At 61.2% G+C, this 22,574-nt stretch carries 18 protein-coding genes; 10 read left to right on the plus strand and 8 right to left on the minus strand.

What is annotated here, in order from left to right:
- Positions 1-14: 14 nt before the first annotated feature.
- On the plus strand, positions 15-2,171 hold the full coding sequence (locus U4Z64_RS19920; protein ID WP_321820774.1) for a DNA primase: 2,157 nt from the start codon (positions 15-17) through the stop codon (positions 2,169-2,171).
- Between the two features lie 274 nt (positions 2,172-2,445).
- Here U4Z64_RS19920 and U4Z64_RS19925 read toward each other — a convergent pair whose 3' ends face one another.
- The gene (locus tag U4Z64_RS19925) at positions 2,446-2,991 is read right to left on the minus strand and encodes a hypothetical protein (RefSeq protein ID WP_321820775.1); all 546 of its coding nucleotides are present in this window, start codon (positions 2,989-2,991) and stop codon (positions 2,446-2,448) included.
- 211 nt (positions 2,992-3,202) lie between these two features.
- Here U4Z64_RS19925 and istA point away from each other — a divergent pair, with 211 nt between their 5' ends.
- Positions 3,203-4,684, plus strand: a complete 1,482-nt coding sequence (gene istA, locus U4Z64_RS19930) for an IS21 family transposase (protein ID WP_321820934.1) — start codon at positions 3,203-3,205, stop codon at positions 4,682-4,684.
- The gene (gene istB, locus U4Z64_RS19935) at positions 4,681-5,523 is read left to right on the plus strand and encodes an IS21-like element helper ATPase IstB (protein WP_321820776.1); all 843 of its coding nucleotides are present in this window, start codon (positions 4,681-4,683) and stop codon (positions 5,521-5,523) included. The genes istA and istB overlap by 4 nt, the downstream gene beginning before the upstream one ends.
- A gap of 409 nt (positions 5,524-5,932) precedes the next feature.
- Here istB and U4Z64_RS19940 read toward each other — a convergent pair whose 3' ends face one another.
- The 7 genes from U4Z64_RS19940 to parA form a co-directional block, all read right to left on the minus strand.
- Positions 5,933-7,582 (minus strand): hypothetical protein, encoded by a 1,650-nt coding sequence (locus U4Z64_RS19940; protein ID WP_321820777.1) that lies wholly within the window; start codon positions 7,580-7,582, stop codon positions 5,933-5,935.
- Between the two features lie 185 nt (positions 7,583-7,767).
- Positions 7,768-8,532, minus strand: a complete 765-nt coding sequence (locus U4Z64_RS19945; RefSeq protein ID WP_321820778.1) for a hypothetical protein — start codon at positions 8,530-8,532, stop codon at positions 7,768-7,770.
- Between the two features lie 137 nt (positions 8,533-8,669).
- A complete protein-coding gene (locus U4Z64_RS19950) occupies positions 8,670-9,893 on the minus strand; it encodes a ParB/RepB/Spo0J family partition protein (RefSeq protein ID WP_321820779.1) in 1,224 nt (407 codons plus the stop codon).
- Complete coding sequence (locus U4Z64_RS19955) at positions 9,883-10,980, minus strand: ParA family protein (protein WP_321820780.1); 1,098 nt, start codon at positions 10,978-10,980, stop codon at positions 9,883-9,885. Before U4Z64_RS19955 ends, U4Z64_RS19950 begins: the two co-directional genes overlap by 11 nt.
- A gap of 331 nt (positions 10,981-11,311) precedes the next feature.
- Positions 11,312-11,785, minus strand: a complete 474-nt coding sequence (locus U4Z64_RS19960) for a 3'-5' exoribonuclease (RefSeq protein ID WP_321820781.1) — start codon at positions 11,783-11,785, stop codon at positions 11,312-11,314.
- A 105-nt stretch (positions 11,786-11,890) separates the two neighbouring features.
- Complete coding sequence (locus U4Z64_RS19965) at positions 11,891-13,063, minus strand: ParB/RepB/Spo0J family partition protein (protein ID WP_321820782.1); 1,173 nt, start codon at positions 13,061-13,063, stop codon at positions 11,891-11,893.
- A 43-nt stretch (positions 13,064-13,106) separates the two neighbouring features.
- Complete coding sequence (gene parA, locus U4Z64_RS19970; RefSeq protein WP_321820783.1) at positions 13,107-13,877, minus strand: ParA family partition ATPase; 771 nt, start codon at positions 13,875-13,877, stop codon at positions 13,107-13,109.
- A gap of 499 nt (positions 13,878-14,376) precedes the next feature.
- Between parA and U4Z64_RS19975 the strand changes: the two genes are divergently transcribed.
- Genes U4Z64_RS19975 through U4Z64_RS20000 form a run of 7 tightly spaced genes read left to right on the plus strand, consistent with a single transcriptional unit; the run spans position 14,377 to position 22,546 of the window.
- Entirely contained in the window at positions 14,377-14,784 is a 408-nt protein-coding gene (locus U4Z64_RS19975) for a hypothetical protein (protein WP_321820784.1), read from the plus strand.
- 9 nt (positions 14,785-14,793) lie between these two features.
- Entirely contained in the window at positions 14,794-15,345 is a 552-nt protein-coding gene (locus U4Z64_RS19980) for a hypothetical protein (protein WP_321820785.1), read from the plus strand.
- A 32-nt stretch (positions 15,346-15,377) separates the two neighbouring features.
- The gene (locus tag U4Z64_RS37640; protein ID WP_415750587.1) at positions 15,378-15,752 is read left to right on the plus strand and encodes a lytic transglycosylase domain-containing protein; all 375 of its coding nucleotides are present in this window, start codon (positions 15,378-15,380) and stop codon (positions 15,750-15,752) included.
- A 32-nt stretch (positions 15,753-15,784) separates the two neighbouring features.
- A complete protein-coding gene (locus U4Z64_RS19985; protein ID WP_321820786.1) occupies positions 15,785-17,170 on the plus strand; it encodes a hypothetical protein in 1,386 nt (461 codons plus the stop codon).
- 50 nt (positions 17,171-17,220) lie between these two features.
- Positions 17,221-18,306, plus strand: a complete 1,086-nt coding sequence (locus U4Z64_RS19990) for a DsbC family protein (RefSeq protein WP_321820787.1) — start codon at positions 17,221-17,223, stop codon at positions 18,304-18,306.
- A 13-nt stretch (positions 18,307-18,319) separates the two neighbouring features.
- Positions 18,320-18,982 (plus strand): hypothetical protein, encoded by a 663-nt coding sequence (locus U4Z64_RS19995; RefSeq protein ID WP_321820788.1) that lies wholly within the window; start codon positions 18,320-18,322, stop codon positions 18,980-18,982.
- A gap of 3 nt (positions 18,983-18,985) precedes the next feature.
- On the plus strand, positions 18,986-22,546 hold the full coding sequence (locus U4Z64_RS20000) for a hypothetical protein (RefSeq protein WP_321820789.1): 3,561 nt from the start codon (positions 18,986-18,988) through the stop codon (positions 22,544-22,546).
- Positions 22,547-22,574: the final 28 nt, after the last annotated feature.

Consider the following 22,574-nt stretch of genomic DNA (forward strand, 5'->3'; position numbering starts at 1 on the left):
ACGATCGAATCGCCATGCGTAGCACGCCCCCCTCCTATCCACCTCGCTCGGCAGTCCACGAGACGAGGACTGTCAGATCAGGCTCGACGGCAGCCGCGAGCCCAAGCATCCACCCAAACCAGCGCTATCCGGAACATTTTCTCCGGCGTGTGGCCGAGGCCACCGATCTTGTTGGCCTGGTCGGCCAGACGGTCGCGCTGAAGAAGGCGGGCAAAGAATACGTAGGCTTGTGCCCATTTCACGGGGAAAAACACCCGTCGTTCTCCGTAAATGGCGCCGAAGGCGTCTACTACTGCTTCGGGTGCGGCGCGCGCGGCGACGCATTCGCGTGGCTGGTCGACTACGGCGGCTATGGGTTTCGTGAGGCCGTGGAAATTCTTGCGCAACACGCCGGCATCGCATTGCCGACAACACTGTCGGGCATCTCACCCAACACTTCAACCGGGCCCGTTCCACCATCCAAAGCATTGGGTTCGAGCGTTCCGACGCCTGCCGCGCCATTGGCCCCGAGACCCAAATCGAGCGAGCCCGAGATCGAGCTGGATGGCGCTCGCGCCGACAATGCCTACGCGATCATGGAGGTCGCAGCGCAGTTCTACGAGCGTGCGTTGCGCGAGTCTCCCGAGGCAATCGCGTATGCGCGCGGCCGCGGCCTGACTGGGAAAACAGCGAAGCGTTTTCGGATGGGCTATGCACCCGCCGAATGGCAGGGTCTCGAGGAGATCGTGCCCGACTACATGCGGTCGGCGGCCCTGGCCGACGCGGGGCTCGTCATCGACAAGGCGAGCATCAACAGTTCCGCCGCCCCACTCGAGGGGAGAACGGGTACACGACGCTACGACCGTTTCCGAGATCGCCTGATGTTCCCGGTACGCGACCTGCGTGGACGCGTGATCGCATTCGGCGCGCGCTTGATTCGCACGCAGGATTCGATAGATGGCGAGTCGGGTCATCGATCACCGAAGTACCTGAACAGCCCGGAAACCGCGCTCTTTCATAAGAGCCGCGTACTTTTCGGGCTGTACGAAGCCGCGATGGCGATCCGTGCCCGCCGGCGAGGGCCAACAGGCTCATCCGGGTCGACGCCCAGCCTCGCACGTGCGCGGACCGCGGTCTACGTCGTCGAGGGCTACATGGATGTGGTCGCACTGTCGCAGGGCGGTATTCCCGAGGCAGTGGCCACGATGGGCACCGCAGTCCAGATCTCGCATGTCGAGCAGCTGCGGCGCATCGCCGACGATATCGTCTTCGTATTCGATGGTGACGCGGCGGGCGACAAGGCAGCGCGCGCGGCGCTCGAGATCTGCCTGCCGATGGTAGACAGTGGTAGCGGCCAGGCGCGTCTCGATCGACAGAGCACGAGATATTTCTTCGTGCGTCTGCCAGACGGCATGGATCCGGACGACGTAATCAAGCGCGACGGCGAGGCACTGTGGCGTTCGATGCCGCGCCGCGCGCTCGCCGAATTCCTGATCGAGCAGGCATATCAGCAGTGCGGAACCCGGGATCTCACGGCGCCGGACATTCGCGCCGCATTCCTGGCCGAAGGAAAACAACTCGCCATGCTGATGCCCAAGGGCTCAGATCTGAGGCGCATCGTGCTCACGGATCTGCACCGCCTCGCCGGCGTGGATGCCTATCGTACGGCGGGCGAAGGCCGCGACGAGCCCAGTAACGCAATGTCGAGTAAGCGCGCACACTGGCTCGCACCGAGCCGCCGAACTCCCGGCATGACTGCGAGCAGCGCGAGATTGCCAGAAGCGAATCTAGCTGAACCGTATGCTCGGCTGGCCGAAGCATGCGCTCGCCAGCCGCAGCGGGCAGTTGATGTCGTGCCGGTACTCGTTGCACACCTGCAGCGATGCTACGGCGACGATCCGGAGGGCTGGCCATCCACCGTCCATCCGTTGCTGAAGCTGCTGGAGTCGCTGCTCGAGTCGCAAGTTGAGTCGCATCCCGAAGCTCCAGTGGATGCAGGTGCAGGACAAGCAAGAGCAGGCGCTTTGCCAATCACCCCGCTGCCCTCTCCGGCCGACATCGCCATGCTCGATTCGCTGGAGGCAATGCTGCGCGGCATCGAGTCGGATACGGCATCGACCGAGTCCGACGAGGACGAGGTGGGCCGTCTGAGCCGGGCATTGGCTACCTTGGCGCCTGCCTCCGGTGGCTGATCTGAGCGATGCGTGTATCAAACAGTACGTATTCAATACAACATTTACCGTATCAATTGACACACTTACGAGACTGATTGGCCAAATCTCTACCGAGCCCATGTGATGGTCCGTTTTCCTGAGGTTTGGGCCTCATTTCGCCCGGAATTCCGTGAAACATTCCGCTTATCAATGGATATGAATTCTCTGTATGCCTTGCCATATAAGGCTTTTCGCGGATATGGCGGGATCGCGGATATTTTCCCGAATGTTTCACACGCTGTGGAAATCAAAGTCAGAGGTCACCGCCTAGTGCCCACGCCTCGATCTTCCTGGGGTAGGCATCGATGGCCTCTGCAGTCGGCGTTCCCTCAGCAGAGTTATGCGAGATGAGCACCGTGACGATCACTTGCCCAAGCGCAATGTCTTGCAGTTTAGCGGCCATGACCTCGCGCCATCGGGCAATACCGTTTGGCACTTTGGTTAAGCGATTCAGATCATCCACGGCTTCATGCGCCACATAGTTCCGAGCATCTCGTGCAGCATGCAGCATTGCCGCGTAGTCCTCGGGCAGCTTTGCGCGCCGCGCGATGAGTTTGTTCAAGTCGAGGAGCCGGCCGAGAACCACTTTCCCCACGGCTTCGAGGAACTGATCATCTGACTGGTCAGTCGGCTGCGGCTCTCTCACTTTGAAGACCCATGCGAGCGATCGGCAGTCGCTCTCGAACTCGCAAGCGATGTAGAGTGCTCGGCCGAGTGCTGCATACGCCCAAGATGCGTCAGGGTCGGTCGGCGGGTCGCAGAGTAGTGCCATCGGATACCGGTGCATGCTGCGCGTCATTCAAGATGAGAACAGCGCGTCAATCAGGATGAGAATCTGGCTGGGGCGGCAGCGGAGACGGGCGTAGCCCGGAACCGCTGCCGCCCCAGCTGCGCCGGGTTGCCCCTCTTCGAGGTCGGGCTTCGTCGGTGGTCGTGGTGGATCGGGTATGAACGAGCCTTCCATGTGATGGGAGGCCGCCGTGCCCGGACGACACGTCAACGACCACCAGATGAGGCTTTATATGAAGTACAGACGTAAGGACGGACCGTCGATCGCGGCCGCACGCGCCGGATTCAGCACTGCAACGGCCTATCGCCTTGAGCAGGACCTGCGGCTGCCGTCGCAGAAGAAGGAGCCCCGGGAGCGCCGGCGACCGGATCCGCTGGCCGCGATCTTCGACACTGAGATCGTACCGCTGCTTAAGGCCGCGCCTGGTATCCGGCCCGTGGCGGTACTGGAGGAGATGCTCCGGCGTCATCCAGATCTGTCGCGCACCGTTCGCCGCACACTCGAGCGACGCATACGTGCCTGGCGCGCCCTGCACGGCGTGGATCGCGACATCGTTTTCCGCCAGGTGCATGAGCCCGGCCGTCTCGGGTTATCCGATTTCACCGACATGCACAGTCTGGGCGTCACCGTGGCCGGTGTCGCGCTGGACCATCGCCTGTATCACTTCCGGCTCGCCTGTTCCGGCTTCGAGCACGCTCACGTCATCCTCGGCGGCGAGAGTTACGTCGCGTTGGCAGAGGGCCTGCAGAACGCGCTGTGGGCGCTGGGCGGCGCACCCCATGAGCACCGCAGCGACAGCCTGTCGGCGGCATTCCGCAACCTCGATCGTGAGGCGCGCGACGATCTGACGTCGCGCTATGAAGCGTTGTGTGCCCACTACGGCATGCAGCCCACCCGGAACAACCGCGGTGTGGCTCACGAGAACGGTGCGATCGAGAGTCCACATGGGCATCTCAAGAGCGCAATCCGTGACGCGCTGCTGCTTCGTGGCAGCACCGACTTCGCCGATCTCTTGACCTACCGTCGATTCATCGATGAGATCGTCAGCCGGCAGAACGCACGTAACCGCAAACGCATTGAAGCCGAGCGGCCGTCCCTGCAGCTGTTGCCAGACGCGCGCACCAGCGACTACGAGGAAACGCGCGTGTACGTCACTTCCACCGGCGGCTTCACGTTGCGCAAGGTGTTCTATACCGTTCCGTCGCGGCTGGTCGGGCACCGGCTGCGCGTGCGTCTTTACGACGACCGGCTGGAACTGTTTCTTGGCGGCACGGCCCTGATGACGCTTCAGCGCGGCCGAGCCGGCGCCAATGGCAAGCACGGTCACGTCATCGACTACCGGCACATCATCCACGCACTGCGCCGTAAGCCCATGGCACTGCTGAACCTTGTCTATCGCGACCAGCTATTCCCGCGTGAGGCCTACCGGTTGACCTTCGATCGCCTGTGCGAACAACTGTCGCCGCGAGCAGCATGCAAGACCATGGTCGAACTGTTAAGCCTTGCCCACGAGCGCGCCTGCGAGGCGCAACTGGCGCAGGTGCTCGAGCAGTTACTCGCCGAGGACCAGTTGCCTGATCTGGAAGTCCTGCGCTCGCGCTTCGCGCCCAATCCGGCGAGCCTGCCGCTGGTGCACGTGCAACTGGCTTCGTTGAGCGATTACGAGGCACTGCTCAACTGCGATACGGAGGTCTGGGCATGAGCATCGACTTCGACGCTACCCGCGTATCACTGCTGCTTGGCGAGTTGCGGCTACCCGCCATCAAACATATCTGGGCAGCCTTCGCCGAGCGCTCCGACAAGGAAGGCTGGCCTGCTGCGCGCCTGCTGATGGCACTCGCTGAGCATGAGATTGCCGAGCGTGACCGACGCCGCATCGAACGCCATCTCACGGAGGCCAGGCTGTTGCCTGGCAAGACACTGGAGAACTTCGACTTCGACGCCGTTCCGATGGTGCCACGGGCACAGGTCTCGGCCTTATGCGCCGGAGACGGCTGGCTGCGCGGCGGCGCCAATCTGATTCTTATGGGACCTCCCGGCGGTGGAAAGTCGCACTTATCGTCGGCCATCGGCCTAAGCCTGGTCGAGAAGGGCTGGAAGGTCATGTTCGCCCGCACCTCCGACCTTGTTCAGCGATTACAGGTCGCGCGCCGCGAACTGGCTCTCGAAGCAGCAATCAACCGGCTGGATCGTTTCGACCTGCTGATTCTCGATGATCTGGCGTACGTCACCAAGGATCAGGCCGAGACCTCGGTGCTGTTCGAGCTCATCAGCGCCCGGTATGAGAGGCGGTCCCTTCTCATAACTGCCAACCAGCCGTTCGGCGAATGGAACAAGGTCTTCCCCGACCCGGCCATGACACTGGCTGCCGTCGATCGCTTGGTCCATCACTCGACCATCTTCGAGCTCAACGTCGAGAGTTATCGCCGACGCACCGCACTGCAGCGCAAGCAGCAGGGCCCCGGGCGCCCAGCAAGCTTCGCAACGCCTCACAACGTCGGAGTGTCGTCGCGACAGGAGGACAGCCAGCCTGGCGACTGACGCGCTGATTGACGCGCCACGCTTGCCAGCGTCAATCAACATCGGCATCATCAATGTCGCCGCGACATTCTCATCTTGTTTGTCGCGCGTCTCTCATCCAGATTGTCGCGCCACAGGTGCAAACGAAAATGAGTCGATTTCAATTGTCGGCTATCTCGATAATCCCGTCGATCGTCTAATCGACGACCGTCGACAACCCTTGCGTATTCACGCTGGGTAGCCGCGGCATTATTTGGGGCGCGATGGAATCGAAATGTCCCCTCGCGTTGCCGTCGACATCAAGGCCAGATTCCCCCTCCCCTATCGCTCGGCTTCGCGCTGCATCGGTCAATGCGCGCGGACCGGCGAACACGGTTCGCGCAAGCGCTTTCCCGACGTCGCATTCAGTCGCATCTCCGTCAAGCACGCATCAGCCCAGCGCGGGCCGCCGGCGAGCGTGGCGTACGCATTCGCCAAGCGCCTGCCAGATCGAGGCTTGCCTGGCGCTGATCTCGGTGCTGTGCTGACGATCGGTTGGGACCTCGCTTGGCGTGCTTGAGATCTCGGTGCAGTCATTGCGATCGTCGTTGGCGGATTTGCCTTCGCGTCGGCTCTCCTTCGCACAATTCTCGTTCGCAGGGGTTTCATTTGCACCGGTGCAAATGCTGGTGGTGGTGTTCATGGCGCCGCTGTTCGTCGCTGTCGTCATGCCACGTTTCGCCTCCGCGCCGGCGCTGCCCATCCGTGGCCACGTCCCGTCGAGGATCCCCCGAGCTGCATCGATGGCGACAGGATAGGCGGCGGCCAAGGGTATCGATCCCATCGGTCGGCCGCGGTCTGTCACGAAGAACGCGCCGGATTCGACGGTCCAGACGCGGCCGTCCGGGGCCAAATAGCCGCGGCCAGCAAGCGCTTGCAGTGCGTCAGCGACCCGATTGTGTTCGTCGCGAATATGAACCCGCTCTTGCTCGCGTTGTTCTACTTCACGGCTATCACGTGCCTTGGTGGCGTGGTCGATCGGGAGGCTGATGAGCGTAGCCAGGTAGGCGTAAAGCTCGCGACCACGCAGCTTCCGCAGAGCCTCAGCTGCATGCCGAACAACGTCGGAAAGCCGAGCACCTTTCTCCCGGGCCGTGCGCATGAGCTTAAACAGGCCGCTCAGCGCGAGCTGGTTGTCGTGGTGCAGCCACGCGAGGTCAGCGGGAACGGTTTTGTCCCCGATTTTTTCAAACGGGCTGCGAAGCGGATGATTCTTTGAAAAAGACTGAGAGGAAGCGCTGTTTACGTCTTGCACCGGTGCAAGTCCGGTGGAGGCTTGGTGGCCCTGCTCCGATTTCGTGGCCTGCTCGGTCTGGGCGGCGTCGGCCTTGTCCGTGACTGGCCTTGCTGAGAGGCTCGACGTGCGCGACAGGCCGAGCGTGGACAGCGCCAGCTTAGTGAGTCGGATGTAGCCGATTGTTTGTAGGTGGGCGGCCGTCCGCTTTTGGGGATCACGCTCGATCAGTCCAGCTTGTTCGAGCGCATTGAGGCTCCGATACACCGTTACTTCGTTCACGTTCAACTTCGACGCGATCGTGGATTTCTTGATGAAGATGACGGCTTCCGGACGATTCAGATTCACACCGAATCGAATCAAACATGCGAGAACTTTTCGGTTGTTCTCGACGAGATTGAATTCACGAAGTCCTTCGTAGACCACGACGAGCGCATTCGCGATTTTCCCGGGCAACGGACTGAGGGGGGCCATCCGAGTTTGCGGGTCAGCATCTTCGCTATCGCGATGCGACGCGTCCGAGGGATGTTGCGTCGCGCGCGAGGCCGTGAGCGTGGTCAGCTTGGCTGACAGATCGAGAGGCAGATCGAAAGCCGGATGAGTGGCGTCAGGCTGAGCATCGGCGTTGCCGATGAGGGCGTCGACGCCGAGGTTCGTCGTCTTGCAGATTGAGTGATCCGTCGTGCTCGAAAAACTGGACGGAAAAGAATCAGCCGGAGTGATATGTCCGGGAGTGGGAGTGCTCGAATTGGCATGCCAATCCATCAGGCAAGCCGTCTCCCTGGTAGCAGTCTGGAACTGTCCCATAAACGCTTTCTCGCTCAAATTTTTTAGGGAAAGCGTTGACAGGGAACGGGGAGATTCCTAAACTTGCCGATGTAAGGAGTTGCAGCAAGTCAGGGCGCCAACCCTGGGACCTCTCCGGTCACTGTAACGCTCTACGAAAGCCAGGTACGCCAATACCTGGCTTTTGTTTTTGGTTCGTCAATAGGTCATGTCGGGGCTCCTGAAGTCGACGACATCACAAAAAGGAAAGGGGCTGATCTTGTCAGCCCCTTTCCTTTTCCACCCTGTCCTGCCGGTCGTTGGGTGTTTGTCGATTTGGTCGTGTGTCTCGCGGATCGCGGATCGGAAGCGCGCCATGCGCCCCAGATGCCTGGATTTCCGGATTCCCGGCGATTTCGACCAAAGTGGAGACGTGCGCCATTTGCACCGGTGCAAATGGCGGATACGTCTGGGCCGGTGGAATTCATTTGCACCGGTGCAAATGCAACTTCGTCGCCATTCGCCACCGTTTGCACCGGTGCAAACGGCTTGGTGATGAACGTCCTGCGCTGTCGGTGTGCGTGCGCGTCCGGGCTGGTGGAATTCATTTGCACCGGTGCAAATGCAACTTCATCGTCATTCGCCACCGTTTGCACCGGTGCAAACGGCTTGGTGATGAACGTCCTGAGCTGTTGGTGCGCGTGCGCGTCCGGGCTGGTGGAATTCATTTGCACCGGTGCAAACGAGGCAGCCGTCCTTCGCGCTTGACCGATCATCGAGCGCTGATGGGCAAAGGCAGCGCGCGAGCGCGTAAAGTGGTCGCGCGACAGCGCTGCGCGATAACCGACCTCGTGGCCGTTTGCACCGGTGCAAATAAACTTTGGCGGGGTGAGACACGTGAAACGCGAGTCGCGCAGACGACTTTGCAATTGATTGTCCGCACGGACTTGCGCATGTGATCGCGTGACAGTAAGGATCATGATCGACTTCATGTCGATTGCCCTGCGTGTCACGATATGCTGTCGACGATCGCGATCCGGCACACAAGCAGACGCGCAAACAAGGTCGGCGCGTTGCGTGTTGTGCTGGTCTGTAAATGGGGTTCGATCAGACACGATAGGCCGGTACCTTAGCTTTGTGCGCCAGATTTCATCGCCTGGAGACGCGCGATCAGCTCGTCGACCAGGTTGGCCTGCGAGGGATCCGGGTTGCCGCCGGTCTCTGACAGGATGTCCGACGTCGTCGCGAGAATGTCCGACAGGGCGTCGACCGTGTGCTGGGCAAGACCGGTTGTGCTCTTGAGCTTGAACTCGAGCGCACCGTTCTCATAAGATCGGAAGCCGCCAAGTGGCTGGCGGCCGACCTTGACCGGACGAGTTATCACGGCGACTTTGCGTGTCTGTTTTGCCCCATCGTCAGTCGCGCCGGTCGACTTCAGCAACGCTTCGATACCGCGGCGGCTGATGTCCTCATCGACGATTTTCTGGCACAAGCTCAGCATCTCATCGACACTCACCCTCTGGTCGATGATCGGCGTCATCACGGCCGCGACCGAGTAGGTGAATTTCTCGTTGTGCCGGTGCATGAATTCCAGCACCGGTTCCGGGAACTTGCTGTACGAGATCATCCGCGACACGGTCGAGAAATGGACCTCGAGGGCCTCGGCGATCTGTTCAATCGAGGCGAATTGGCCGGCGACGAGTCGCCCCCATTTGATGCCCTGGTCGATGGACGAAATCTGCTCGGTCGAGTTTGTCTGCTTGAACGAAGCGCGGTAGAACTCGAGCGGGTTGTCAGGGTCGACCTCTTGGACGCGGGCCCATCCGCGCGTGCGCTTGAGCAGCCGCAGGGAGTGATACCGGGTTTCGCCATCGATGATGTAGAAGTGCCCTGGCTTGGTCGGGTGGCGCGTAATCGACATGGCGCGTTCCTGGCCAGTCGCAGCGATGTCGCTTGCGATCTCGCGTATCCGGGCGGGATCCCGGTGAACGCGTGCATTCCAGGGGTGTGCCTCGATCAGGTCGAGGTCGATGAGGCCACCGAAATCGCCGAAAATGTCTCCAGCATCCGCGAGATCTGCTGCATCTGCAGGCGCGTGACCGGCAGTGCCAGTTGGCACGCTGATTTCGCTCGCGTCGCCGTTCAAGGGCGTCGCCGTAGCGCCATCCCGAGCCGCGTCCCGTTCCAGCAACTCTTCGAGCGACGTGCGCTTCGCGCCTGTCGGCGGCAGATTCAGCTTCATGCCGTGACTTTGGCCAGCGGCCGGAGCGCCATTGGGACCGGGTTCTCCGGCCGTCTGCGCGCGCATGCGCGCGAGGAATGCTTCTTCGGAAACGGACTTTTTACTGGCCATCTGTCACCCCCATGCGTTGAAGCAGGGCCGCGGCACACTCGCGCAGGTCGGCGGTGGCCGGGCTGCTCGGTTTGTGGAGTGTGAGCGGAAGGTCGTAATCGCTTTCGAGCGCGCGCGGGAAGTCCTCATTCTTGCGAATGGCTCGATCCAACAAGGCGTCCTTGTAGGTCTGGCTGATCGTGGTGAGTTGGTTCTGCACTCGCACCCGGGCCGCATCGAAGAAATTGCCCACAATGATCAGCTCGGGACTCCGGCTGAAATCCTCTTGCATTTGGGTGAGCACGCTCGACAGGTAGGACAGCGCTTTGGTCGAAAACTTTTCCATCGAGACAGGTGAGATGACGAAGTCGCTGGCGAGCAGGGCGCCCTGCGTCAGGCGGTTCTTGGCCGGCGGCGCATCGAACAGCACGACGTCGTAGCCCGAGATATCAAAGTACGAGTCCTTGCCGCTCTGACCATTGGCCATCAGTTTCACGATGGGCAGGCTGGAGTTTCGACCTTGGATCGACTCATAGGTAAGCACGGCGTCGACGCGATCGAGTTCAAGTTCGGCCGGCAGGATGTGCGGGCCGCACTCGCCGTACGGTTTCTTGATCACCTCGTGCAAAGCGACGCGAGTCATCGGGTACTCGGGAATTACGTTGCCGAAGTGATGCTCAACCACGCTTTCCGGCGGGACGCCCTGCGCCGCGGCTTCTTCCATTGTCAGCTCGGGATCGTAGCCGAACGCGAGCGTGAGGTTGGCCTGGAAGTCGATGTCGATGATGAGGGTGCGCAGGCCCATGAGTGCGAACTGCGTGCCGAGGTTCGCGGCAAGCGTCGTTTTTCCGACGCCACCCTTCGGTGCGTAGATGGTGGCGACGACTTGCTTGTTGCTGAGTTCGAGTTTGTTCTTGTTCCGGCGCTTGGCGCGGTAGTGCGCCAGGTCAAAGATCTTGTCGATCGAGAACAGGCGGGTCTTGGGGCCCGTTTCTTGACGGGCGATTTCAATGCCGGATTCTTCCACGGCACGACGGAGAATGTCCGTCGAAATGCCCAGCAATTGGGCGACAGCCAGCGTTTTGTATTGCTTGGGCGTATTCGACACGATACAACTCCGTCACTCGACATGAATTGGAACCAATTGTGACTGACACAAACATCGCGCGCAAGCTTTTTTGCATGAAACAGAGAAAAAAGCTTGTGCAACGTGTTTTATAGTGCGACGCGACAAAATACGCGACGCTCATAAAAAACAACGAGCCTCGCCAAAATTCGCGACGTCTAAGCAAATACAAGCGCCGCGTATTTTGTCACGATGCGTGCGGTGAGCGTGAAACACATTGCGCTCACACCTTTGTTTTTGGGGTTCTCAAGCAGGCATTCTCCCGAATTGCCTCACCATTGAATCCCGAAAATTCTCACCATCAAGCCGGTGGTTAGGGTCGACAGAAGTGGAGGGCGCTTGATTCGATGGCGGCCGAACGCAGGGCGCGCGCGTCGTGCAGTGCATGATGCCGTCCGCCATGCGCTCTGAAATACGACTCCCGGCGCGCCTGGTCGACTCCTGGGGTGACTTCGCCGCGCCATCCCTGCGGTGCTCCGTCAAGCAGGTCGACCAGCATCCCCCAGTCGATCGGGTGATCCATGCAGAAAAGTCCGGGCGAATCCTGGGTGGAAGGAAACTTGTCCAGCCATACGAGGACAGCATCCGCGAGACCGGCGCGCGAATAGGCTTGGCCGAGATGCCCGAGTTGCGGTAGCACGACCTCGTGCGTAAAGACACTGCAGGTGTGCGCGTCGAAGTCGTTGCGCTCACCATAGAACTCGCGGCCGTCCTCGGCGACCAGCGCTATGCTGATCAGGTCCGGGGTCAAGAGGTCCGTGAATTCGGTATCGAGAAAGATGCGCATGATCGTTTCCTGTCAGCGCAATTGCGCTTCCGTTGGGGTTTTGCGCTCGAGGAGCCGATGGGCTGCCGGGTAGCACGCCCAGCCAATGATGCTCATTGCCGACGGTCAAGCGCCGGCGGTTCCGTCGTTGCCGTCACTGATGTCGCGTTCGACGCGTTCGACTTCACCCGCCGGCCCGGCCGCACCCAGTGCAGGTTCCGGCTGGAGGGTCGACAGCGGTTCGAGGATTGCCGTGATTTGGCGCACGATTTCGTCGCGCTTGGCAAGCGGCAGCCCTGACAATTCCAGATCGATCCGGTCGTTGCCGTAGGTCTTGAGCAGGCCTGCGGCCGAGCCGTCGGCGAAGGTCACATCGATGCGCTGTTTGTAGCGCGAGGACTTGTTGCGTTGCGCGGTCTGCCCCAGACGCTGTTCCGCATCCGTGTGGGGTGCGTCGGCGAACGCTTTGACCTGGCGCACGCCGATCCCGTCGTCGATGATCCTGCGCAGCATCCGCAGCGTATTCGGCAGACCCTTCAGCTCGTAGTAACGGTTGATCTCGAAGGCCATGCGCGGGCCGAACGTGTCGGGGTGCAACACCATCTCATCCATGATCGGTTCGGGCAGGTTGCCGATCTTGAGGGTCATGGATACCGTGGCCACGTCGACTTTGAGGTCGGCCGCGAGATCCCTCTGAGTCAGATAGATGCCTTCGTCGAGCAGCGCCCGCCATTTGATCGCGTTGTCGCATACAGTCTGCGAGTTCCGCTGGGTGTTCAAGTCGTAGCCGAGCTTGTAGGTGTGCAATCCTAGAGCGACGTCGACGACCAGAGCGCGGATCGTGGGGCGATTTAGCGCGCGCATCGAACGCGTGCGACGCCCGCCATCGGTCAGAATGAAGTCGCCCGGGTGCTCGTAGTCGGGCACGACATGGATCGGCTGCTGCTGGCCAATCGCCACGATGTTGGCAATCAGAGGCTCCAGCAGCTTGTGCGGATAGAAGTGGCGGGGATTGAAACGGCTGTCGCGTACGCACTCAAGCGGAATGTCGATGGCCTGGCCCGGCGTGTAGCGATTGGCCGCGCACCACGCCCGGTACGGCGCCGAGATGGTGTCGAGCGCGCCCGGCATGTCCGACGTTGTCCCTTCGCCTTGCTCCTCGAGGGCGCGTCCGGCGTTTTCAGCGACCAGCAAGCGTCGCTGCAGGCGAGAGACCGCCGAGAGATTCTCGCCGGCAGGCGGTGCGGCCGCCGGGGCGAGCGAAGCGTGAATCTTGGACAGCTTCCTGTCATGGCTCATGATGGCGACTCCGTCTGGCGTGGGGCTGACGAAAGGGATTTGGTCAGGACAGCATTGAGGTGATCTCGTCGACCACGCCATCAATTTCTGCGGCAGCAAGACGCGCGGGACGCGTGTTCATCTGGTAGACGGTCGAACCGAACGAAAATGCGTGCGGAAAGCATTCGCGCGGACCGACCCGGGTCTGGAGCAGAGTAATTCCTTGCTCGACGATCGCCTGAGTAACGCTGCGGGCGAGGATGCGCCGTTCCTCGGTCTGGTTCAGCACGAGAGCTGCTTTCAGGTCTTCGTTCATGGCGCGGGCGACATCGACAGACTTGAGCATCTGCAGGGTGGCCTGGTAATCGAGCGCGGACGCACGTAGCGGGATCAGGACCAGGTCGGCGCTCAGGAGAAGTACGCCGATCACATCGTGTTCGATGGAAGGCCGACCATCGATGACGATGTATTCGTAATTCCTGACGTGCTTGCGGATTTCCTTGGCGATGCCTGCGCCCATCTCGGACAGATTGATGGTCGGGAACTCGATGTCACTCTCGGGCTGGCCGGCCCAATGAGTCGCGCTGCTCTGTGGGTCCGCGTCGACCAGTAACACACGCTTGCCGCGCCGATGCAGACCTGCCGCGACGTGCATGGAAAGCGTGGTTTTGCCAGTGCCGCCTTTGCGGCTCGTCACCAGAATGATTCGCGTGTCCTCCGCCACGGTGAGAGGGGCGGCTGGCGTGGTTGACGAGCTGATAGCGGGCGTCATCGCGGTGATCGACGGGGTGATCGTCACGGCAGTCGATTGATTGGTCGTCTGGTTCGGTTCCATGCGTCGGCCCTTGGTAATGGCTGGGTGAATCCGGCTGAGTCGCGGTTTTCGGCTATTGACCATCGCTAAGACGCCGATCGTTTGCGCGCGCAAATCATCAATCAACCAGGATCCCGTGCGTTTGCACGTGCAAACACGTGCGCAGTGAGGAGTGTCGCTCAAGCAAACAGACGCATGCAACATATCTATAACAAATAATTGCGTTGCGTGTGGTTGGCTCGCGGCTAGATATGCGTCGAGGAGGTTTGCACGTGCAAATCGAGCGATTGCCCGCGATGTCGGCAGGCATTGGTGAACTTGGTCGCGGGAACGCGGCTGCGGGCTGGTGCAGTGATGTCTTGTCGGGCCGGAGGCCTCCAGCACCACGATCCCGGGATGCGCAATACAAAAAATGCATGATGATATATTGCGGCTAAAAATGGCTGGTGTTATGTTCTGTTGCACGTGTGCGAGTTGCCGCACGACCTGACTTACCAACCCCGACATCACGACACATTGCTTGTTCATGTACCGAACGCGTCTTGCCCTGTTTCTCTACGAAAAGGTCCGAGGACTCTTCGCGCCGACGCGCGGCCAGATGGTGTCGGGCGTGGTGAGCCTGATCGCGCGAATTCCGAAGCCCAGGATCAAGGATTACCTGACGGAGATCGATGCAGAACTGAGCGAACACCTGTCGGGCAATGAATTGCTGGAAATGGCGGAGGCGATCAATGCGCTCGACCCGGCATATATCGATGCATTCATGCCGGCACTGAGGGATCGCCTGAAGTACCTCGCTCGAGCGAAAGAGGTCGCCGACCTGTTTCAGCCGGAAGCACTCGATCGCCTGATTGCGGCGTTGCAGGCCGAGCGAAACGGAACACATGCGGGTGCGCAGGGCGGGCAGCAAGGTGGCGGGGCACAGTGAGAGGACGCGATGAACGACGCAAAGGATGACCAGACACGTCGGAATCCGGGAGCGGAGGCGCCGCGCAAGCGCGGCATCATCCGCGGCACCGCGCGAATGCTCTTCCTGCCCTATGCGCGTTCCTGGGACAGCGTGGGCCGTATCGGCCGAGCGCTGACGCGGTGGCAGGCAGCCGCTAACAGCGAGAGCCGCCGGGAAACCGACGATCTGGCGAAGCGCACCGACAAGCCAGTGGCCGTCGACGAACGTTTCACGTGGTATTGCCGTGAACTGGGTCTCACGGAGGAAAAGCTCGCGGAGCGCGCTGCGTATTTCGAGTTTGTGCGCCGTGTAGCGGTGGTGGCGACCGCCGTATCCCTGATCGGTGGAGCACTGACCTTTGTGATGCGTAGCTGGCTGTTCTCAGCAACGGACCTCATGGTCGCGGTGACTTTCGCGGTCGTCGCGCTGCGCAACGCCTTTTATCTTTTCCAGATACGCGAACGCCGGATTCTCACCTGGCGTGACTTCATCGCGCGTCCGGACCTGTTTAAGGAGTGGTTCGCATGGCGTTCGCGATAGATCTTCCGCCGACTGTGCCCGCCACGTGTGTCATGGAGTCGGCGGCTGACTACCAGGTACCTCCCGAGATGCTGCTCGCAATTATCAAGGTAGAGAGTGGCGGCCGTGCCTTGAGCCACGTGAATCGGAATGGATCGATTGACCTCGGCATCACGATGATCAACGACCGGGCGTGGTTGCCGAAGTTGTGGCGCGAATACGGCGTACGGCCGGAGGCGGTGCACGATAACCCGTGCCAAGCCATTCGGGCGACAGCCTACATCGTGCGGGTGGAAACCAATGCGTGCGGGGGAGATGTCTGGTGTGGCATAGGACGATACCACTCGCGTACCCCGTCTCACCTGATGGACTACGTTGCGCGAGTCTGGCGCGCGTATACGAACATTGTCCAGACTGGGCGCTTCTGAGGTGCGTTACATGACGGTAGCCGGGACTCGATATGGCACAAGGTAACCAGCAGAGTGAAAGTCCGTGGATGCTCGTCGGCGCCGCCTTGGCGATCCTGCTGGGCATGGTATTCCTGTTGTGGACGGGCAACGAGCTGCAGATCGTGCACGGCGGCACCATCCTCTATCACTATATGGGGGCCCTCTGGAACTGGGCGCCGCTCGATCTCGTGCGCGACTACAACACGCGGCTGGAGACGGAATACGCAGCGTTCTACGCGGCCGGTAGCAAGACGACATTCGTGCAGTGGATGCGTCTGTCATCCGAGGCTTACCGTCCGTATTCGATCCTGTTGTTCTTCCCGGCATTCCTTGTCGTGGGCCTTGTCAGCTTCGGGCCACGTGTTGACTTCAAGCGTCGCTTCAAGGGCGATGACTTGATGCTCGAGATCATGAAGACGTTCAGCGGCGTGGCGCCAGTTGCGAAGCTGAATCTCGTCAACAGCACCGAGCCGAAATGGCGGTCACCAATGTGGCCCGAGGAGATCGTCAAGGAAGAGCGCCTTGCGCGCGACAACGCCGTGGTGCCCGAGCGCGCGAGACGCTATTACCTGAAGACGCTGGGTCCGCGTATCGTGGACCTACAGGCGATCAAGGGCCGAGATCCGAAATCGGTGTGCTTTGCCGACAGCATGACGCCGGCCGGCAAGGCGATCTACACGATCCTCACAGCGTTCGCGTTCGGCGGTGAGGCCGGGCGCCAGGAAGCGCGCGAACTAATCGATACGCTGAACTACTCGGCCTTCGGTACGCCACATGGGACGGCCAACCTGGCGTTGGCGACGTCGCTCTTCCAGAAATACCGCATGCAACCCGAGGCGCATGCCCTGTTTCGCGTCCACCACTACGAAAACACGTATCTTTTCGAGCTTTTCAGGCGTGCTAAGCGATGGGGAAAAGTCAACACTTCGCATTTCCGCTGGCTGCGCCCGATGGACCGCTACAAATTCTTCGCGCTCGATTGTGTGCGCCGTTTCGTCCCGCATCCTGAGGCTGCTGCAGCCTTCAATCTTCACGCATTCGAGCGTGATTGCTACCGGCAGGGCCGCATTCCGAAGGGGCCGGATCCGTCCGGCAATCCACTCGATCCAGGCGCGCCTTACATCGAGGACGCGATTGAGAGTTTGCGTCTCGAGTTCGAGGGTTGGCTCGGGCGACGCGATCCAGACGGGGAAGACCGAATCTGGAACAACCCCGACCTCTGGAAGATTCACAACCCGGCCTACAACGTTGAGGCGGGCGAGGTGCCTGGAGCGGCACCTCCGCCGGATACGGCCTTCGATACCACGATGAAGGCGCAGGAAGTCGCGGCCGAGAACCGCCGCGATCAACAATTCAAGAGCGAACTTGCACAGGCTCTGGACGAGGGGCGCCAATAAGGGCCGCCCCCAGTCGTCGGGGCATTGACCGATACATGGGAGAGGATGCGATGCGCAATCCGTTTCATTCGTTTCGTGTGGACCCGCAGGCCGTGCAATGCACGGTCGCACCGGGAGTACTGAGTATCTACTTCCCGGTCACCGATGCTGGACCCGTGCTGTGGCATATCCCTGCAGATGTGCAACGCGACCCGCTCAATGTGAAAACCGATGTCGCGGAGGGTGCACCCGAAGGTTCGCCGCGCAATTCGATCGTGCTGGAACACGCCGACAAGATGCATCGCGTGACGCTGCAAAGTGAATCGGCCGCACAGGACGCAGTCGGCCGAATCATGCTTGACTTGGCCGAACCCCGGCGCGTTGCGCAGCGATTCGCGCCCAACGTGTCCGGGAGCCGGCACCGTGGTGGACGCTTCTGGGGTGTCTTGGGTGTCATTGCTGGCGTCACGCTGACGTTTGTAGTTGTCGGCGCGATCGGCGTGCAGCACTCAAGTGCCACGCCGGCCATGCCGGCGATAGGCGCACAGGTGGCGAGCGTGAATCAGCAAGGTTCCGGAAACAGTTCGTCGTATGCGGCGATTGGCGGGCTCGGCTCCAGTCCGGGCTCGACTACGTCCCAACCGTCGCAGGCCGCGGCACCGATCGATCCGGTCGCGGCCATGGAAAAAATGACGGTGGATGCTGAGGGCCTGGCGCTTCTCAAGAAATATCGCGTCACGCACGGCATCCAGGTCGGCGCCGGCAGCGACCACGCGCGTGTGCTCTACGTTTTCTCCGATCCCAATTGCCCGCATTGTCGTGTGGTCGAGAAGGCTGTCGAGCAGCTTGGGCCGGATGTCACGGCTGTTGTCATTCCTGTGGCGTTTCTGCCCGGTTCCGACATTTCGGCCGCGACAGCCATGTGCGCCAAGGACAAGACGGCCGCCTGGAAGCAGGTGACCGCAGGCTTGCCTCCGACTCAGGGAGAGCGCGGGGCGCCGGTCGCACTCTGCGACAGCGGAAAGCAACTCGTGAGCGAGAACACCAAGCTTTTCAGCAGCGTGGGATTCCAGTACACCCCCACCTTTGTGGCTGATAACGGTCGCATTGCCATTGGCGAGGCGACCGCTGGTTCGCTGCGCGCGCTGTTCAACTGAGAACGTCATAAAGATGGATACGTCCCGCAGCTCTCCGAAGGTTGAGGTCGGTCAGGCTGACTCTCAATACGTTGCGCAATTCGATGCGTTTGCAAAGACCTATCGGACCGCCAATGCCCCGCGTCTCGCAGATGGACTCCCGAATCCCGGGAGCGTGAACCGCATACGCCAAGCGTTGGACACGGAGTGCGATCCGCGTGAACTGGCGGGCCTGCTTTTCAGCCTGATCGAGCCTGGCTTGAACATGGCCCCCTTGCCATCGTTGGCGAAAGGGGCCTCGGTCAAGAACGCGGTGTTCACGCCGGAGGACGTCGAGAAGTCGCGTGCGCGCGTCGAGAACTTGCTCTCGGCCATCTTGGTTCCCTTCATCTGGTTGCGTGAGTGCCAAGGTGTCCGGATCGACGGTCGGGTACTGAAGGATTCCGTGCGATCGTGGATCCACACAGGCGAAATACCGGTGGGCCTGCGAACCGCTCCCCACGGAGACTGGCTTGAGTTGACCGAGATGATTCACGCAGCGAGTCGCCGCATCGGTGTTGATCCTGAGGCTGTGCGCTATACCGGCCTCGCATTGTTGCCGTTTGCGCTAGAGCCGATCGTCTGCCTGGAGGAGCAAGGTTGGCACGGCGCCACCGCCGCGGCGGGCATGGAAGCTCGGGATTCGCGGGAGCGTTAAGCCATGCCAGCCCGTGTCGTCGAACGAGATCTGCATGAGATACCGGCTGAACGTCGGATACTTGACGTGCGCCCGTGGACGGTCAAGCTGGCCGAATGGCTGGCATTCCGGGAAAACTTCGTATTCCTCGTGGGAGTGGCCTGCCTCATCAGCGTCGTCGTGCCGCTCGTGACCCCGCTCACCGCGGTGACGATCTTGACGGCAACCATCATCAATCGTCGCACGCGCGCCGTGATGCCTCTGCGTTATCCGGCTGGGTCCTTCGCACCGGACAAGGCGAACAAGGGCAAGCGTATGGTGCCCGGGTTGAAGGACAAGGAAAACAAGCCGGTCGAGGCGACTGGGATCATGTTGCTCGGGAATCAGGAGTCCTCGTCGATTGCGGCCAAGGGTCGCGAGATCTGGCTGGCGGATGACGACCTGCGCAAGCACGTCCTCGTACTCGGTGCAACCGGCAGTGGCAAGAGTGAGACGCTCAAGTCGATCTGCTACAACGCGCTGTGCTGGTCCTCCGGGTTCTTTATCGCGGACGGCAAAGCCGATAACAAACTGGCGACCGACGCAAATACGCTTGCTCGCCGGTTCGGCGTTGAGAACAACTTTCTGTGTCTGAACTTCCTGCTTGGCGGCAGCACGCCGCAGGAAGTCGCGAATTCGCGCCGAAAGCGCAGCAATTCGCTAAACCCTTTCCGCACGTCGGATGCCGACACCATCATCCAGATGGGCGCAAACCTGATGCCGAAGGTGGAGGGGGAAGGCAAGCAGTGGCAGGAAAAAGCACTTGCCTTCTGGCGAGCCATCGTGAACGCGCTGTGCTACAAGCGCGACCACGACAGCTATGAATTGTCGATCGACACCTTCCTAGAGTACCTCGCACTCGACAAGGTCGAGCAACTGTATATCGAAGGTTACGACCGCCGCGATCCGAAGACGGGTGCATGGCCGTATGGCTTCGACGGGATCAAGGCATATCTTGAGTCTGGCCTGCCGGGCTATGCAGTCGACAAGTTGCTGCGCAAGTACAACAAGGTCGCGCCCTCCGCGCCTGCTGCTCCGCAGATGGGACGCCCGCCGGCCAGCAACGATCAGGGCGCGCAGACTTTCGAGCAGCACGGTTACCGCGCGAACCAGATGCAGCCTGCGCTGGGCCTGCTGGCCAATACCTACGGGCACATTTTCAAGCACCGCTACCCCGAGATCGACATGGTCGACGTGGTGCTGAACGACCGGATCCTGGTGACACTGATCCCCCCGCTGGAAAAGTCATCTCAGGAAGCTGAGAACCTGGGCAAGTTGGCGATCGCCTGCCTGCGCGTGATGATGGCGCGCAATCTCGGCACGGATATCGAAGGGTCTCGGGAGGAATTGATCGACAGCAAGGCAACAGCCGCGCCATACCCCTATCTCGTTGCGCTGGACGAGCTTGGGTATTATTTTGCCGATGGCATCGCGGTCATGTTCGCGCAAGCCAGAAGTTTGGGTTTTTCGATGATTGCGCTTGCCCAGGATCTCGAAAAACTAACAGAAGGTTCACGCGCGGCGGAGGCCGGCGCGATGATGGGTAACCAGGTCTCGAAGTTCTTCATGCGCATCGACGATGCGCAGAAGACATGGAATCTGGTGAAGGAAGTGCTCGGCCGCGTGCCAGTTGCCGTCGTTCGTTCATTCATGAAGAAGGGCGGTGGATGGGAGCGAACCGAAGAGGCCGCGATCGAGTTCGTCGAGCCGGTACAGCTGCAGGATCTGCAGCGCATGACCGCTGGCGAAGGTATCCTGAGTTCGGCGGGTGAGCGTATCCATCTGAGAAGCCTCTACATCGGGGATGCACTCGCGAAGAACAAGACGTTTCGTCTCAATCGTTTCCTTCAGGTTCCCCCCCCTTCGCAAGAAGCTATCGACCGTTATTCCGATCCGCTCGACGTCGCGGCGGACCCGGTCGAGAAGGGCAAGCGGCTGATGGCCATGTTGCGCGGCGAGACCTCGGTCGACTATCCGTCGCAGCCGGACGCGTTGTTGAATCACCTCGGCAACGTGGCCCACACGCTGCCTTCCGGCATGTCGGCCGAAGAGCGCGGCATCGTGCTCTACATGGTCGCGCGAGCGGAAATCATGAAGAAACGACAGGCGTCCGCGCGCGATCCGGGCACGGAAAAGCCTGAGGACCAGTCCGACGTCGTTGTGGAGACCGCCGGCGGGATCGTGGACGGCGTTGTTGATCCAATCGAAGCCGCCACGGGCGTAGGGGCCGGCGGCGATGCCCTGCCGTTTCAGCGTAAGGACGCAAAGCCGATTGTCGATATTCTCGAGCAGGAGATCGCACATGGCGCGGCGACGGCTGCGCCGCGTTCGGGCAGCTTGCTCGACAGTCTGGACTTGCTGCCGGGGCTAAATCTGGGTGTGCCGGCCGTGCCGGAAAAGATCGGCGCGAAGGCTGACGAGCAACCGGCGGTCTGGGATGACTTGCCGTTCGGCCGCGCCACGCAAGAAGCCGAGGCGCGCATCGCTGGGCCTGAACCGGTTGATGAATCGGCTCCGGATGTCGGGGCGGCGAAGGTGGAGGCTCGATTGGAAGCGGAAGATGCGCCGTCCGCCGCCTTGCCGTTCCATCTACCGGATGTTGTGCCAGTTGCGGTAGAGCCCAAGGCGGCCGAGTCCTCGAGTTCCCCAGCAAAGGACGCGTCAACAGAATCGCCGACGAGCAAGGACGGGGAGTCGCGCGGATCGGGAATTGCCGGGTTCGACCTCGAACCGGCGGGGGGCGCCAGCGAGCCAGCGTCTGGATTCAACCCATTTCCAGGTTTCGGCGCTTTCGACGTGAGTCCGACGACAGCGGCACAGCCTCCTGTGTTTGCGCCAGCGGCCCCGGGTGCGGTGGGCAAACGCAGCGCCGATGATCCGTCCACCAGGCAGTCGACTGCCGAACCGAGTATCGACGGCGTGGCAAGCCACAGCCACGCTCCGTTGCGTCTGCCGGAGATGGATCTCCCGGAAATCGGGCTGCCATTCGTCAACCCGTCGCCCACGGCGGCGGTGACTGATTCGGCCGAGCCAGCATCACCGGCGCCGCTGCGCGATGCGGCTGGCAGTACGACCAGCGCGGGCAGCACATCGATGAGCCCCGAGTGGAATGATGCACTCGGCTGGGCCTTCAAGCGCCTGCTCGGCCCGGCGCCTGCGCCGGCAGGCGCCGGCACGCAGGGCGAGGCCGAAAAAGCAACTGCAGCAACTGCGACAAAGGCGTTGCCGACCGTACCGGGTCCTGTGCCGGCCGAGCGTCGCGAACCAATAGAGATTCCGGTCAATGCCGAGGGCAAAGTCGATATTCCGGTCGACGATCAGGGGCGCATGATCGGCATGAGTGATGCGGTTGTGGATCGTGTCCGTCGTCTGGATGACCTGATGAACCAGGCAGAGCCGGATGTGTCGTTGGCCACACTTGAGGCCGAGATTGCCATTCAGGTAACGCCACCGCAGACGGCCGTGCAGGACGACGCATCGCAAAAGATGACCGAGGACGATGTGATGAAGTGGTTCACCGACCTCGCTGAAGATATGCGGGGATGAGTGAGGCGGACATGCGAGGAAGGAAAAT

This window comes from Burkholderia sp. BCC1996, assembly GCF_905339955.1.
Lineage (GTDB): Bacteria > Pseudomonadota > Gammaproteobacteria > Burkholderiales > Burkholderiaceae > Burkholderia.

Coding starts and splice junctions, on each gene's coding strand:
- U4Z64_RS19920 (WP_321820774.1), top strand. CDS start 15: ATGCGTAGCACGCCCCCCTCCTATCCACCTCGCTCGGCAGTCCACGAG.
- U4Z64_RS19925 (WP_321820775.1), bottom strand. CDS start 2,991: ATGACGCGCAGCATGCACCGGTATCCGATGGCACTACTCTGCGACCCG.
- istA (WP_321820934.1), top strand. CDS start 3,203: ATGAGGCTTTATATGAAGTACAGACGTAAGGACGGACCGTCGATCGCG.
- istB (WP_321820776.1), top strand. CDS start 4,681: ATGAGCATCGACTTCGACGCTACCCGCGTATCACTGCTGCTTGGCGAG.
- U4Z64_RS19940 (WP_321820777.1), bottom strand. CDS start 7,582: ATGGGACAGTTCCAGACTGCTACCAGGGAGACGGCTTGCCTGATGGAT.
- U4Z64_RS19945 (WP_321820778.1), bottom strand. CDS start 8,532: ATGAAGTCGATCATGATCCTTACTGTCACGCGATCACATGCGCAAGTC.
- U4Z64_RS19950 (WP_321820779.1), bottom strand. CDS start 9,893: ATGGCCAGTAAAAAGTCCGTTTCCGAAGAAGCATTCCTCGCGCGCATG.
- U4Z64_RS19960 (WP_321820781.1), bottom strand. CDS start 11,785: ATGCGCATCTTTCTCGATACCGAATTCACGGACCTCTTGACCCCGGAC.
- U4Z64_RS19965 (WP_321820782.1), bottom strand. CDS start 13,063: ATGAGCCATGACAGGAAGCTGTCCAAGATTCACGCTTCGCTCGCCCCG.
- parA (WP_321820783.1), bottom strand. CDS start 13,877: ATGGAACCGAACCAGACGACCAATCAATCGACTGCCGTGACGATCACC.
- U4Z64_RS19980 (WP_321820785.1), top strand. CDS start 14,794: ATGAACGACGCAAAGGATGACCAGACACGTCGGAATCCGGGAGCGGAG.
- U4Z64_RS37640 (WP_415750587.1), top strand. CDS start 15,378: ATGGAGTCGGCGGCTGACTACCAGGTACCTCCCGAGATGCTGCTCGCA.
- U4Z64_RS19985 (WP_321820786.1), top strand. CDS start 15,785: ATGGCACAAGGTAACCAGCAGAGTGAAAGTCCGTGGATGCTCGTCGGC.
- U4Z64_RS19990 (WP_321820787.1), top strand. CDS start 17,221: ATGCGCAATCCGTTTCATTCGTTTCGTGTGGACCCGCAGGCCGTGCAA.
- U4Z64_RS19995 (WP_321820788.1), top strand. CDS start 18,320: ATGGATACGTCCCGCAGCTCTCCGAAGGTTGAGGTCGGTCAGGCTGAC.
- U4Z64_RS20000 (WP_321820789.1), top strand. CDS start 18,986: ATGCCAGCCCGTGTCGTCGAACGAGATCTGCATGAGATACCGGCTGAA.